Source organism: Pseudoxanthomonas sp. GW2 (assembly GCF_000283075.1).
Taxonomy (GTDB): Bacteria; Pseudomonadota; Gammaproteobacteria; order Xanthomonadales; family Xanthomonadaceae; genus Pseudoxanthomonas.
This window is the reverse complement of sequence record NZ_ALIP01000127.1, coordinates 1-12144: the sequence shown is the minus strand read 5'-3', so window position 1 is coordinate 12144 and position 12144 is coordinate 1. Positions and strand designations below refer to the sequence as shown.

General features: G+C 71.3%; 13 protein-coding genes and 1 pseudogene. 10 read left to right on the top strand and 4 right to left on the bottom strand.

Annotation, left to right across the window (positions count from 1 at the left end):
• Window positions 1-60 precede the first annotated feature (60 nt).
• Entirely contained in the window at window positions 61-414 is a 354-nt protein-coding gene (locus B351_RS16740; protein ID WP_019399148.1) for a hypothetical protein, read from the top strand.
• 102 nt (window positions 415-516) lie between these two features.
• Here the strand turns inward: B351_RS16740 and B351_RS0111250 are convergent, their stop codons facing one another.
• On the bottom strand, window positions 517-1560 hold the full coding sequence (locus B351_RS0111250) for a glycoside hydrolase family 43 protein (RefSeq protein WP_019399147.1): 1044 nt from the start codon (window positions 1558-1560) through the stop codon (window positions 517-519).
• A gap of 338 nt (window positions 1561-1898) precedes the next feature.
• On the opposite strand from B351_RS0111250, the gene B351_RS0111245 reads away from it, so the two are divergent.
• From B351_RS0111245 to B351_RS0111220, 6 genes are read left to right on the top strand one after another with little or no spacing between them, the layout of a single operon-like run.
• On the top strand, window positions 1899-2750 hold the full coding sequence (locus tag B351_RS0111245; RefSeq protein WP_019399146.1) for an STAS domain-containing protein: 852 nt from the start codon (window positions 1899-1901) through the stop codon (window positions 2748-2750).
• Window positions 2750-3115, top strand: coding sequence for an STAS domain-containing protein (locus B351_RS0111240; RefSeq protein ID WP_019399145.1), 366 nt, complete (start codon window positions 2750-2752; stop codon window positions 3113-3115). The genes B351_RS0111245 and B351_RS0111240 overlap by 1 nt, the downstream gene beginning before the upstream one ends.
• Window positions 3112-3510 (top strand): anti-sigma regulatory factor, encoded by a 399-nt coding sequence (locus tag B351_RS0111235; RefSeq protein ID WP_019399144.1) that lies wholly within the window; start codon window positions 3112-3114, stop codon window positions 3508-3510. Before B351_RS0111240 ends, B351_RS0111235 begins: the two co-directional genes overlap by 4 nt.
• Window positions 3501-4520, top strand: a complete 1020-nt coding sequence (locus B351_RS0111230; RefSeq protein WP_026010630.1) for an ATP-binding protein — start codon at window positions 3501-3503, stop codon at window positions 4518-4520. Before B351_RS0111235 ends, B351_RS0111230 begins: the two co-directional genes overlap by 10 nt.
• A complete protein-coding gene (locus tag B351_RS0111225; protein ID WP_019399142.1) occupies window positions 4517-5380 on the top strand; it encodes a sensor histidine kinase KdpD in 864 nt (287 codons plus the stop codon). The genes B351_RS0111230 and B351_RS0111225 overlap by 4 nt, the downstream gene beginning before the upstream one ends.
• A complete protein-coding gene (locus B351_RS0111220; RefSeq protein ID WP_026010629.1) occupies window positions 5367-7283 on the top strand; it encodes a response regulator in 1917 nt (638 codons plus the stop codon). Before B351_RS0111225 ends, B351_RS0111220 begins: the two co-directional genes overlap by 14 nt.
• A 10-nt stretch (window positions 7284-7293) precedes the next feature.
• On the opposite strand, the gene B351_RS0111215 is transcribed toward B351_RS0111220, so the two are convergent.
• On the bottom strand, window positions 7294-8529 hold the full coding sequence (locus B351_RS0111215; RefSeq protein WP_019399140.1) for a citrate synthase family protein: 1236 nt from the start codon (window positions 8527-8529) through the stop codon (window positions 7294-7296).
• Between the two features lie 86 nt (window positions 8530-8615).
• On the opposite strand from B351_RS0111215, the gene prpB reads away from it, so the two are divergent.
• The 3 genes from prpB to B351_RS0111200 are packed head-to-tail and all read left to right on the top strand — an operon-like array spanning window position 8616 to window position 11279.
• Window positions 8616-9500, top strand: a complete 885-nt coding sequence (gene prpB, locus B351_RS0111210) for a methylisocitrate lyase (RefSeq protein WP_019399139.1) — start codon at window positions 8616-8618, stop codon at window positions 9498-9500.
• A 53-nt stretch (window positions 9501-9553) separates the two neighbouring features.
• A complete protein-coding gene (prpC, locus tag B351_RS0111205; RefSeq protein ID WP_019399138.1) occupies window positions 9554-10711 on the top strand; it encodes a 2-methylcitrate synthase in 1158 nt (385 codons plus the stop codon).
• A 40-nt stretch (window positions 10712-10751) separates the two neighbouring features.
• Window positions 10752-11279 carry a hypothetical protein gene (locus B351_RS0111200; RefSeq protein ID WP_019399137.1) on the top strand — a complete coding sequence of 176 codons (528 nt, stop codon included), beginning with the start codon at window positions 10752-10754 and terminating at the stop codon, window positions 11277-11279.
• A gap of 40 nt (window positions 11280-11319) precedes the next feature.
• Here the strand turns inward: B351_RS0111200 and B351_RS0111195 are convergent, their stop codons facing one another.
• Together B351_RS0111195 and B351_RS16735 are read right to left on the bottom strand one after the other, a co-directional pair.
• A complete protein-coding gene (locus B351_RS0111195) occupies window positions 11320-11931 on the bottom strand; it encodes a glutathione S-transferase family protein (protein WP_019399136.1) in 612 nt (203 codons plus the stop codon).
• 55 nt (window positions 11932-11986) lie between these two features.
• Window positions 11987-12144, bottom strand: a pseudogene (locus tag B351_RS16735) (cell wall hydrolase); the annotation flags it as partial.

Here is a 12144-nt window from a genome sequence, read left to right as displayed (position 1 = left end):
CGCAGCGGCCGCACGCTGCAGGAGCGGGACAGGCAGCATCCATGGCGCAAGGGGGAAACCATGAAAGAGGACGACTACGCCCGGCTCGAAGCGCTCTGCGCCGGTTTCCAACGGCAGTGGATCGCGGACCTGCGCGACACGCTCCGGGCGCATGGCATCGCCGACGAGGTGGCCAAGTCCGTCTGCGGCGATTTCAGCTTCGCGCTCTCGATGCTGCTGGACCAGGGCGAGATCGCGTACCAGGGCCGCATGTACCGGCCGTTCGTCGCCTTCGAGGCGGAGTCCGGGGACGAGGAGCCGGGGGAAATGATCGTCGAGCCGCTGGGACCGGAGTTCCACGAGTACGCCTACGGAACCACGGAAGAAGCCTGGGAGGACACCGGCCGGCCCGATGGCGGCAGCCCGCGGACCTGACCGGCCCCCCGCGCAGCCCGTTCCCGCGCAGACGCCGGCGCACGCTGGACGAAGGACCGGCGCCCGGCCTGGGCGTCCATCCGGCGTCCGCCACCCACGCGCTCACCGCGGCGGTGGAACGGAAACGCCTTCCTCGGTCTGCACCACCGGCTTGAGGGTGCCGTCATCGTTGTACTGCAGGTACTCGACGGTGACCGCGCGGCGGCCGAGGGCGCCTTCCTGGTCGCCGATGGTCAGGGCGGCGTTGTGCAGGAAGATGTACCACTGGCCCTTGAACTCGGCGATGCCCGGGTGGATGGTGAAGCTGTTCTTGCCCGAGCCGGTCAGTTCGCCGCGGTAGGTCCACGGGCCCTGGATCGAGGACGCGGTGGCGTAGGAGATGCGCTCGTCGGTGTGGGTGCTGCGGTCCAGCGAGGCGTAGGTGAGGTAATAGGTGTCGCCGCGCTTGTGCAGCCACGGGCCCTCTTCGAAATGCGGCGGGGTGATCTCGGTGATCGGGCCGTCAAGCTCGATCATGTTCGGCTTGAGCCGGGCGATGTAGCAGTGGCGGTTGCCCCAGGCGATCCAGGTGCTGCCGTCGTCGTCGGTGAACACCGTCGGGTCGATGTCTTCCCAGCTGTGCTCGCCCTTGGGCGTCATCTGGTTGGTGACCAGGGCCGAGCCCCGGGCGTCGACGAACGGGCCGGTGGGCGAATCGGACACGGCCACGCCGATGGCCTTGCCCGGGTGGGTGTCGTCGTGCTCGACCGCGGTGTAGAACCAGTAGCGGCCATCCTTCCCGATGACCTGGGAAGCCCAGGCATCGCCCTTGGCCCACTTGAAGTCGGTGGCCTGCATGACCGGGCCGTGGTAGGTCCAATGCTTCATGTCGCCGGTCGAGTACGCCAGCCACTGGCGCATGTTGAACATTTCCCCGTCGCGCGCCTCGTCGTGGCCGACGTAGAGGTACAGGCGGTCGCCGACCACCAGCGGCGCGGGATCGGCGGTGAAGCGGTCGCGGAACAGCGGATTGGAGCCCGGCGCAGGCCCGGGTGGATGCGCGGCGTGCGGATCCGTTCCGGCCGCGGCAGGCAAGACGGTGCTGCACAGCAGGAGCGCGAGGGCGGCGTGGCGGAGGCAGGAGAAGGTGCGGGACTTCGCAGGCATCGGTGGGCTCCGGGATCTCGGTGGTCCGCGCGGGCGGCCGGGCGAGTGTAGGCGCCGTCCGTCGCCCCACCGATTCGATCTGCGCCCGCCGGGATAACCGTCGGTATATGCCAATGCGCAGGCGCGCACGCCTGCTCGCGCGGGAAGCGTTGCGCCGCCTGCCCGGCGCCGTGCAGGATCCGTGCCGCGGTATTTCACGCCCGTTTCACGTCGCTTTCCCGCTAATCCGCGCGCCGACGCGGAAGCCCGGTTTCCGTTAGGCTCGTCCAACAATGTGGCTGGGGGGATCCGCTGGCATGCCGGGGGTCGTCCGGCTGCGCCCATTACAGGATCCCTGCATGGCCGCTCTCGACCCGCGTACGCTTACCCTCATCCAGTCCCGCCAGGACGCCATCCTCGACGCCTGGGCCGCCGGCTTCGCCCGGGCCGCGCAGGACGGGCGTGCTACGCCGCTCGAGCTCGACGCGCAGGTGCGCGGGTTCTGGCAGGCCTTCGCCGCCGCTCTCGGCCGCGCCGACGTTTCCAGCCTGCAGGGGGCCGAGTGGGACGACACCCGCCACTTCCTCGAGGACCTGTCGCGCGACCGCGTGCTCAAGGGCTTCAGCGCCGCGGAGACGGCGACCTTCATCTTCTCGCTCAAGCGCCCGCTGTTCGACGCGGTCGAGCAGGGCCTGGCCGCCGATCCGCAGGCCATGGCCGCGCAGTTGCGCGTGGTCTCGGACCTGCTGGACCAGCTGGGCCTGCACACCGTCAAGGTGTTCCAGAAGAACCGCGAGGACGTGATCAAGCGCCAGCAGGAGGAAATGCTGGAGCTGTCCACCCCGGTGGTGAAGCTGTGGGAGGGCGTGCTGGCGCTGCCGATGATCGGCACCCTGGATTCGCAGCGCACCCAGGTGGTGATGGAATCGCTGCTGCAGCGGATCGTGGAGACCGGTTCGGAGATCGCGATCATCGACATCACCGGCGTGCCCACGGTGGACACCCTGGTCGCCCAGCACCTGCTCAAGACCGTCACCGCGATCCGCCTGATGGGCGCCGACGCCATCATCAGCGGCGTGCGCCCGCAGATCGCGCAGACCATCGTCCACCTCGGCCTGGACCTGCAGGGCATCGTCACCAAGGCCAACCTCGCCGACGCCCTGGCGCTGGCGCTCAAGCGCACCGGCGTCACCGTGGCGAAGGCGGCCTGATGGAGCGCATCCCGATCCTGCAAATGGGCGACGTCCTGCTGGTCACCATCCAGGTGGACATGCACGACCAGCTTGCGCTGACGCTCCAGGACGACCTGGCCGAACGCATCCGCGCCACTTCCGCGCGCGGCGTGCTGATCGAGATCTCGGCACTGGACATCGTCGACTCCTTCATCGGCCGCATGATCGCCACCATCTCGGCGCTGGCCGCGGTGATGGACGCACGCACCGTGGTGGTGGGCATGCAGCCTGCGGTGGCGATCACCCTGGTGGAGCTGGGCCTGAACCTGACCGGCGTGAGCACCGCGCTCGACGTGGAGCGGGGCATGCGCCTGCTGCGGCAGGCAGGCGCCGGCGTCGAATGAGCAGCGCAGGGGAGTTGCCGATCCGCACCGAGCAGGACGTGGTGCTCGCCCGCCAGGCCGCCCGCCAGGCGGCGGTGGCCTGCGGCCTGCGCCTGGTCGACCAGACCAAGCTGGTCACCGCCGCCAGCGAGCTGGCGCGCAACGCCGTGGTCTACGGCGGCGGCGGGACGATGCACTGGCGCGTGGTCGAGGACGGAATGCGCCGCGGCCTGCGCCTGGAGTTCGTCGACCAGGGCCCGGGCATCGCCGACATCGAGCAGGCGTTGACCGACGGCTGGACCTCGGGTGCCGGCATGGGCCTGGGCCTGTCCGGTTCGCGCCGGCTGGTGGACGCGTTCGAGCTGGACAGTGCGCCGGGGCGGGGCACGCGGGTGGCGATCACCAAATGGGCATAGGGTTCGTCGGCCATCCCACGCGCTCCATCGTGGTCGAGGAGTCCTCCCAGGTCGGCCAGGTGCGGCGCGAAGCGCAGTCGCTGGCGCAACTGGCCGGATTCGCCGAACTGGATGCCGGGCGCGTGACGCTGGCGGCGGTGGAAATCGCCACCAACGTGCTGCGCCATGGCCGCGGCGGGCGGGTGCTGTTGTCGCTGCTGCAGGGCCGCGATGGCCGCGGCGTGGAGGTGTGCGGGATCGACCGCGGCCCGGGCTTCTCGCTGCCGCAGTGCCTGCCGGACGGCTATACCACCGGGGTTGGCAGCCCGGGCCAGGGCCTGGGCGCGATCCGGCGCCAGGCCCAGGTGTTCGACGTGTGGTCGGACGGGCGCGGCGCGGTGGTGCTGGCGCGCATCTATCCCGAGCGCAGCCGCGGGCAGGACCTCGGCTACGGCGCGCTGCGCCTGCCCATGCGCCAGGAAAGCGCCTGCGGCGATGCCTGGTTCCTGGGCGGCGACGGCAGCCGCGTGCTGGGCGTGTTGGTCGATGGCCTGGGCCACGGCCTGCTGGCGGCCGAGGCGGCCGACGCCGGCATCGCCGCGGCGGCCACAGCCGCGGACCTGCGCGCGGAGGAGGTGCTGGCGCGCATGCACGCACGCATGTCCTCCACCCGCGGCGCCGCCGCCGCGGTGTTCGAGCACGATCCGCAGGCCGGCGTGGTGCGCTTCGCCGGGGTGGGCAACATCGCCGCGGCGATCCACCTGCCCGGCGCGCCTGCACGCGGCCTGGCCTCGCATCCGGGCATCGTCGGCGCGCAGTACCGGCGCGCACCGGCGTTCGTGCTGCCAGCCGAACCGGGCGCGCTGCTGCTGCTGCACAGCGACGGCCTGCAATCGCGCTGGAGCCTGGGCGCGTACGAGGGCCTGGCCCACCGCCACCCGGCGCTGGTGCTGGCGGTCCTGCTGCGCGACTTCGACCGCGGGCGCGACGACACCGGCGCGCTCGCCATCCGCCTTGGAGGCCGGACGTGAATACCCCCGTTGCCACGGACACCGAACTGCAGCGCCTGCACGCGGAGAACGCCGCGCTGCGCGCCGAGCTGGAGGAGACCAACCAGGGGGTGCTGGCCCTGTACGCCGAGCTGGACCAGCAGGCCGAGCAGCTCAAGGAGGTCTCCGAGCTCAAGAGCCGGTTCCTGTCCTACATGAGCCACGAGTTCCGCACCCCGCTGGGCTCGATCCTGAGCATCACCCGGCTGCTGGAGGAGGGCATGGACGGCCCGCTCAACGACGAGCAGCTCAAGCAGGTGCGCTTCGTCAGCACCGCGGCGGTGGAGCTGCGCGACATGGTCGACGACCTGCTGGACCTGGCCAAGATCGAAGCCGGGCGGATCTCGATCTCCCCGGCCTGGTTCGACCTGATGGACCTGTTCTCGGCGCTGCGCGGCATGTTCCGGCCGCTGGTGGAGGGCGCCAACCACGTCGAGCTGGTGTTCGAGGAGCCGCCGGCGCTGCCGATGCTCTACACCGACGACAAGAAGCTGGCGCAGATCCTGCGCAACTTCATCTCCAACGCGCTCAAGTTCACCCCGCAGGGACGGGTGTCGGTATCGGCGCGGCCCGAAGGCGCGGCGCACATCCGCTTCAGCGTGCGCGACACCGGCATCGGCATCCCCGGGCACATGCTCGGCGCCCTGTTCGAGGACTTCGTCCAGGTCGACTCGCCGATCCAGAAGCGCCTGCGCGGTACCGGCCTGGGCCTGGCCCTGTGCCGCCGCTTCGCCGAACTGCTCGGCGGCAGCGTCGGCGTGCACAGCGTGGTCGGGCAGGGATCGGAATTCCACGTGATCGTGCCCATCGCACTACCGGAGAAGAACGATGACGGGAGCTAGCCGGATCCTGGTGGTCGACGACAACGCCGCCACCCGCTACTCGGTGCGGCGCGTGCTCGAGCGCCAGGGCTTCAGCGTGGCCGAGGCCGGCACGGGCAACGAGGGCCTGGCGCAGCTGGCCGCGGCCGCGTTCGACGCGCTGGTGCTGGACGTGAACCTGCCGGACATGAGCGGCTTCGACCTGGTGCGTACCTTGCGCGCCGACCTGGCCACCAGCCTGCTGCCGGTGATCCACGTCTCCGCCGCCTCGATCGCCCGTGGCGACGTGATCGCCGGCCTCGACGCCGGCGCCGACGCCTACCTGGTGCATCCGGTTGACCACGACGTACTGCTGGCCACGCTGCGCACCCTGCTGCGGGTGCGCAGGGTCGAGGACGCGCTGCACGCCAGCGAGGCGCGCTTCCGCGGGATCTTCGAGAACGTGGGCGCGCCGATCGCGGTGGTGTCCGGCGAGCTGGAGGTGCGCGATTCCAACCACGCCTTCAAGCGCCTGCTGGACGAGGCGGGGGCGCCGGACCTGTCCGCGCTGTTCGGCGATCAGCCGGTGGACGCGCTGTGCGAGGCCTTGCGCAGCGGCGGCAGCTGGAAGGGTACCTACTGCCTGCATACCCCGCGCGGCCGCCGCGTGACCGAGTGGCGGGTTAGCCCGTACAAGGGCCCGGGCGCGGGCCTGCTGTACGTGGAGGACCAGACCGAGCAGCACGCGCGCGAGCAGGAGCACCGCCAGCAGCTGCATTCGGCCACCAGCGAGCTGGCGGTGCAGATCGCCGAGCGCGAGCGCACCGAAGCCGAGCTGCAGCAGGCGATGAAGATGGACGCGCTGGGCAAGCTCACCGGTGGCATCGCCCACGACTTCAACAACCTGCTGACCGGCATCATCGGCGCGCTGGACATGATCAACGCCGCGGTGGAGAACGGCCGCCTGGAGCGCATCCCGCGCTTCGCCGGGGTCGCCACCACCTCGGCGTTCCGCGCCGCGGCGCTGACCCAGCGCATGCTGGCGTTCGCGCGCAAGCAGTCGCTGGATGCCACCGCGTTCGACATCGGCGCGCGCGTGTCCAGCCTGGCCGAGCTGCTCACCCGCTCCATCGGCGAGAACATCGACCTGGCGTTCGACCTGCCGGCGGAAGGCCTGGTCGTGGTGGCCGACGCCAACCAGCTGGAGAGCGTGGTCCTGAACCTGGTGATCAACGCGCGCGACGCGCTGAAGGGTGCCGGGCGCATCACCATCTCCGCGCGCCCGGCCACCCAGGTGCCGTCCGACCTGCCACCGGGCGAGTACGTGAGCCTGGAGGTGACCGACGACGGCCCCGGCATCCCCGCCGACATCATCGACAAGGTGTTCGAGCCGTTCTTCACCACCAAGCAGATCGGGCAGGGCACCGGCCTGGGCCTGTCGATGACCTACGGCTTCGCCCGCCAGAGCGGCGGCACCGCGCGCGTGCACAGCGTCGAAGGCCAGGGCACCACCATCGAGCTGCTGCTGCCGCGCGGGCGCCAGGCCGCGCCGGAGGCGCCGGTGGAGGAGCCGGAGGTACGCGGCGGCGCCGAGAGCATCCTGCTGGTGGACGACAACGAGCTGGTGCGCGGCATGGCGCTGGAAGTGCTGGTGGACGCAGGCTACGAAGTGGTGGCCTGCACCGACGCGGCCGAGGCGCTGCAGGCGGCCGCCCAGCGCGGCTTCGACCTGCTGCTGACCGACGTCGGCCTGCCCGGGATCAGCGGCCGCGAGCTGGCCGACCGCGTGCGCGAGCGGCACCCGGGCACCGCGGTGCTGTTCGTCACCGGCTACGCGGAGAACGCCCAGGACCGCCAGGCCTTCCTCGGCGAGCGCATGGACCTGCTGCTCAAGCCGTTCAACCTCAACGAGCTGCTGCGCGCGGTGCGGCAGAAGCTGGGCTGAGGCACGCGGCTCAGGCGCGCGGCGCGCTGTCTTCGCCGCTTTCCGGCGGCAGCCCGGTGTAGCTGGCGCGCGGCCGGATCAGCCGGCCCAGTGCCTGCTGCTCGAGCACGTGCGCCAGCCAGCCGGCCAGGCGCCCGGCGGCGAAGATCGACAGCGCCGGCGCGGCGGGCAGGCCGTACACGTAGCAGATCGCGGCCAGCATGAAGTCCACGTTGGGGCGGCGCTCGGACACGCCCTCGGCGGCGGCGACTACTTCCTCCACCAGCTGCATCGGTGCCTCCGCCACCGGCTGGGTGCGCAGCATGGCCAGCAGTTCGGTGGCGCGCGGGTCGCCGTCCGGATAAAGCGCGTGGCCGAAGCCGGGCAGGTCCTCGCCCTGGCGCCAGCGCGCGGCGATCAGGCGCTTGACGTCGCGGGTCTGGCGCGCGTCCTCCAGCAGCGCGTAAACCCGTGCGGTGGCGCCGCCATGGCGCGGGCCGGCCAGCGCCGACAGGCCGGCGCACACGGTCGCGTGCAGGTGCGCGCCGGTGGAGGCGACCACGCGCGCGGCGAAGGCGGAGACGTTGAGCTCGTGGTCGGCGCACAGCACCAGCGCGGCGCGCACCAGTTCGGCGAAGCCTTCGTCGCCGGGGCACCAGGTGCCGGCCAGCAGGCGGTGCACCGGGCCGGACGGGCGCCGCGCCACCAGCAGGCCGGCGTTCTGCCGCAGCAGGGTCGCCGCCAGGGCGCGGCGTGTGGCCTGGTCGGCCTGGAACGAATGCGGCACCTGCAGCGCCAGCAGCGGGATCACCGCCATCGCCCGCGCCAGCGGCGGCAGCTCCGGGTCGGTGGCCAGCGCCACCACCCGCGCCGGCCAGTCGCCGGGCGGATCGGCGAACGGATCCTGGCTGCCGCAGTCCCACAGCAGGCGTGCGGTGTCCTCCAGGGTGGCGCCGGCGCGGGCCATGGCGACGGCTGAACGTCCGCGGTAGTAGGGTCCGTCCGGACGGATCAGCGAAATGCGCGTTTCCAGCACCGGCAGGCCGCGGTCCAGGCTCTGCGCGGCGCCGCGCGCCGGGCCGCGGCCGAGGCGCTTGCGCTGCGCCAGCCGCTCCACGTCCTGGCGGCGGTACATCCGGCTGCGGTGGTCGCGGCCGGGGCGGGATTCCAGCAGTCCCCGGCTGACATAGGCGTACAGCGTGGCCGGGCTGATGCCCAGCAGGCGGCAGGCCTCGGTAGCGGGAATCAGGTCGCGGTCCAGGGACATATTGATTTGAAGGATCAAGATTGATCAACCGGTAACAGGGTGACACATTGCCCGCGCCACGTGAACCACGTGCCCAGGAGTCCGCCATGTCCAATGCTTCCGCCGGTGCGCGCTTCCGCGCCGCCCTCGCCGCCGAGTCGCCGCTGCAGGTGATCGGCGCGATCAACGCCAACCACGCCCTGCTGGCCAAGCGCGCCGGCTTCCGCGCCATCTACCTGTCCGGCGGCGGGGTCGCGGCCGGCTCCCTGGGCCTGCCGGACCTGGGCATCAACACCCTCGAGGACGTGCTGATCGATACCCGTCGCATCACCGACGTGTGCGACCTGCCGCTGATGGTTGACATCGACACCGGCTTCGGCCCGTCCGCGTTCAACATCGAGCGCACGATCAAGAGCCTGATCAAGGCCGGCGCCGCCGCCTGCCACATCGAGGACCAGGTCGGCGCCAAGCGCTGCGGCCACCGTCCGGGCAAGGAGATCGTCAGCCAGGGCGAGATGGTCGACCGGATCAAGGCCGCGGCCGACGCCAAGACCGACCCGGACTTCTTCCTGGTCGCGCGCACCGACGCCATCCAGGTCGAGGGCGTGGACGCGGCGATCGAGCGCGCCATCGCCTGCGTCGAGGCCGGCGCCGACGGCATCTTCGCCGAGGCCGCCTACGACCTGGACACCTACCGCCGCTTCGTCGAGGCGGTGAAGGTGCCGGTGCTGGCCAACATCACCGAGTTCGGCAAGACCCCGCTGTTCTCGCGCGAGGAGCTGGCCTCGGCAGGCGTGGCCATCCAGCTGTTCCCGCTGTCGGCCTTCCGCGCCGCCAACAAGGCCGCCGAGAACGTGTACCAGGCCGTGCGCCGCGACGGCCACCAGCGCAACGTGGTCGATTCCATGCAGACCCGCGAGGAACTGTACGACCGCATCGGCTACCACGCCTTCGAGCAGAAGCTCGACGCGCTGTTCGCCGCGAAGAAGTAAGCGCATCCGGCCGGGCCCGCGCGGCCGGCCACCCCGAACACAGGAGCACGAAGATGAGCGACACCACCGCCACCGCCACGTTCAAGCCGAAGAAGTCCGTGGCCCTGTCCGGTACCGCCGCCGGCAACACCGCGCTGTGCACCGTCGGCCGCAGCGGCAACGACCTGCACTACCGCGGCTACGACATCCTCGACATCGCCAACGCCTGCGAGTTCGAGGAGATCGCCTACCTGCTGGTGCACGGCAAGCTGCCCAACCGCGCCGAACTGGCCGGCTACAAGGCCAAGCTCAAGGCGCTGCGCGGCGTCCCGGCGGCGGTCAAGTCCGCGCTGGAACAGCTGCCGCTGTCGGCCCATCCGATGGACGTGATGCGCACCGGCGTGTCGGTGCTCGGCTGCATCAGCCCGGAGAAGGACGACCACAACCACCCGGGCGCGCGCGACATCGCCGACAAGCTGATGGCCTCGCTCGGTTCGATGCTGCTGTACTGGTACCACTACAGCCACAACGGCAAGCGCATCGAGGTCGAGACCGACGACGACTCCATCGGCGGCCACTTCCTGCACCTGCTGCACGGGGAGAAGCCGCGCGAGAGCTGGGTGCGCGCCATGCACACCTCGCTGATCCTGTACGCGGAGCACGAGTTCAACGCCTCGACCTTCACCGCGCGCGTGATCGCCGGCACCGGCTCGGACATGTACAGCTGCGTCGCTGGCGCGATCGGCGCGCTGCGCGGGCCGAAGCACGGCGGCGCCAACGAGGTCGCGTTCGAGGTGCAGAAGCGCTACGACACCCCGGACGAGGCCGAGGCCGACATCCGCGCCCGGGTCGAGCGCAAGGAAGTGGTCATCGGCTTCGGCCACCCGGTCTATACCGTGGCCGACCCGCGCAACCAGGTGATCAAGGAAGTGGCGCGGCAGCTGTCGGCCGAGCAGGGCAACATGAAGATGTTCGACATCGCCGCGCGTCTGGAGGCGGTGATGTGGGAGATCAAGAAGATGTTCCCCAACCTCGACTGGTTCAGCGCGGTCAGCTACCACATGATGGGCGTGCCCACGGCCATGTTCACCCCGCTGTTCGTGCTGGCCCGCACCGCCGGCTGGAGCGCCCACGTGATCGAGCAGCGCCAGGACGGCAAGATCATCCGCCCCAGCGCCAACTACACCGGCCCGGAGAACCTCCCGTTCGTCCCTCTGGACCAGCGCCCCTGAAGTGCTATCGTGATCCCCGCGTATTCCTGGGGGGGAACCGATGCGCGAGGGGATTTACCGGAAGACCGAGGCGGGTCGCGACGAGATCCGCGACCGCGCCCGCAAGCTGCCGCCGCAACTGCGGACGGTCCTGCTGATGGTGGACGGCCAGCGCACGCTGGCCGAATTGCGCCAGGTGGCCGCCGGGGTCAAGGCCCCGGAGGACGCCCTGGAGCGGCTGCTGGCCGAGGGCCTGATCGAACCGGTGAGCAACGGCTTCGATGCCGCCGGGCTGGCCCAGGCCGCCCGCGGCGGCGGGCCGGGCGCACCGGTGCCGGCCGTGGCCGAAGAGGAGCCGCCGCCGGCACGCACGGCCGACGAGGCCAACGAATACGTGCGCCTGTACGAGGCCATGAGCGAGGCGGTCCGCGCCCACCTGGGCCTGCGCGGCTATTTCATGCAGCTGAAGATCGAGCGCTGCACCGACGCCGCCGGGCTGCGCGAGGTCCTGCCGGAGCTGCGCCAGGCCCTGGCCAAGGCCCGCGGCGAGGAGTTCGCCACGTTCTGGGAGCGCCAGCTCCAGGGCTGAGGGCCGCCGGGGTACTGGCGGCGCGGCGCCGTGGCCGGGCTCAGGCCAGGCCTTCGTCCCGGAGCGCGCGCTGCACGCCCGGGTCGGCGTCCATGCGCCCGCGGAAGGCGACCAGCGCGTCCAGCCCGGACAGGTCCACGCCGGTACGCGTGGCCCAGCGCAGCGCCATATAGAAGTAGGGGTCGGCAAAGCTGCGGAACCCGGCCAGCCAGTCGCGGCTGGCCAGGACCTTGTCCGCGCCCTCCAGCAAGGTGCGGATCCGGGCGCGGGCATTGCTGCGCAGCGCCTCGTGCTGCATCGGGTCGGCCACGAACGCGGCCGGCGCGAACATCGGCTTGAACGCCGGATGCAGGTCGGAATTGACGAAGGCCAGCCAGCGGGTGGCCTCGGCGCGCTGGCGGGCGCTGCCGTCGCCAGCCAGGCCGGACTCGGGGAAGCGGTCGGCCAGGTAGCCGGCGATGGCCACGTTCTGGGTCAGCACGAAGTCGCCGTCCACCAGCACCGGCACCGAGCCGGCCGGGTTCAGCGCCCGGAACTCCGGCGACTTCAGCCCGTCGGCGTCCAGGATCTGCAGCTCGAAGGGCTGGCCGGTCCAGCACAGGTCGATGTGGATCGCGGTGGAGCAGGCGCCGGGCTTGGTGTACAGCTTCATGCAGGTCGGGATGCGGGCTGGGGACGCCGGGAGAGGCGGCGCCGGGGACGGTGGGTCAGGTGCGCGGCTTGAGCCGCTGCACCCGGTAGAAGGTGTGGTCGCCGATGGTCGCCACCTGGTAGGCGTTGGACCAGCTGGGATTGGCGATGGAATGGGCGGCGAAATGGCTGGCGCCAGGCACGATTTCCTTGCGCTGCCCCGCCGGCAGCGCCC

Excerpts from the sequence above, each read along its gene's own strand:
- B351_RS0111215 (WP_019399140.1), bottom strand. The coding sequence starts at position 8,529 with ATGTCCCTGGACCGCGACCTGATTCCCGCTACCGAGGCCTGCCGCCTG.
- B351_RS16740 (WP_019399148.1), top strand. The coding sequence starts at position 61 with ATGAAAGAGGACGACTACGCCCGGCTCGAAGCGCTCTGCGCCGGTTTC.
- B351_RS0111200 (WP_019399137.1), top strand. The coding sequence starts at position 10,752 with ATGCGCGAGGGGATTTACCGGAAGACCGAGGCGGGTCGCGACGAGATC.
- B351_RS0111230 (WP_026010630.1), top strand. The coding sequence starts at position 3,501 with ATGGGCATAGGGTTCGTCGGCCATCCCACGCGCTCCATCGTGGTCGAG.
- B351_RS0111250 (WP_019399147.1), bottom strand. The coding sequence starts at position 1,560 with ATGCCTGCGAAGTCCCGCACCTTCTCCTGCCTCCGCCACGCCGCCCTC.
- prpC (WP_019399138.1), top strand. The coding sequence starts at position 9,554 with ATGAGCGACACCACCGCCACCGCCACGTTCAAGCCGAAGAAGTCCGTG.
- B351_RS0111245 (WP_019399146.1), top strand. The coding sequence starts at position 1,899 with ATGGCCGCTCTCGACCCGCGTACGCTTACCCTCATCCAGTCCCGCCAG.
- B351_RS0111240 (WP_019399145.1), top strand. The coding sequence starts at position 2,750 with ATGGAGCGCATCCCGATCCTGCAAATGGGCGACGTCCTGCTGGTCACC.
- B351_RS0111235 (WP_019399144.1), top strand. The coding sequence starts at position 3,112 with ATGAGCAGCGCAGGGGAGTTGCCGATCCGCACCGAGCAGGACGTGGTG.
- prpB (WP_019399139.1), top strand. The coding sequence starts at position 8,616 with ATGTCCAATGCTTCCGCCGGTGCGCGCTTCCGCGCCGCCCTCGCCGCC.
- B351_RS0111195 (WP_019399136.1), bottom strand. The coding sequence starts at position 11,931 with ATGAAGCTGTACACCAAGCCCGGCGCCTGCTCCACCGCGATCCACATC.
- B351_RS0111220 (WP_026010629.1), top strand. The coding sequence starts at position 5,367 with ATGACGGGAGCTAGCCGGATCCTGGTGGTCGACGACAACGCCGCCACC.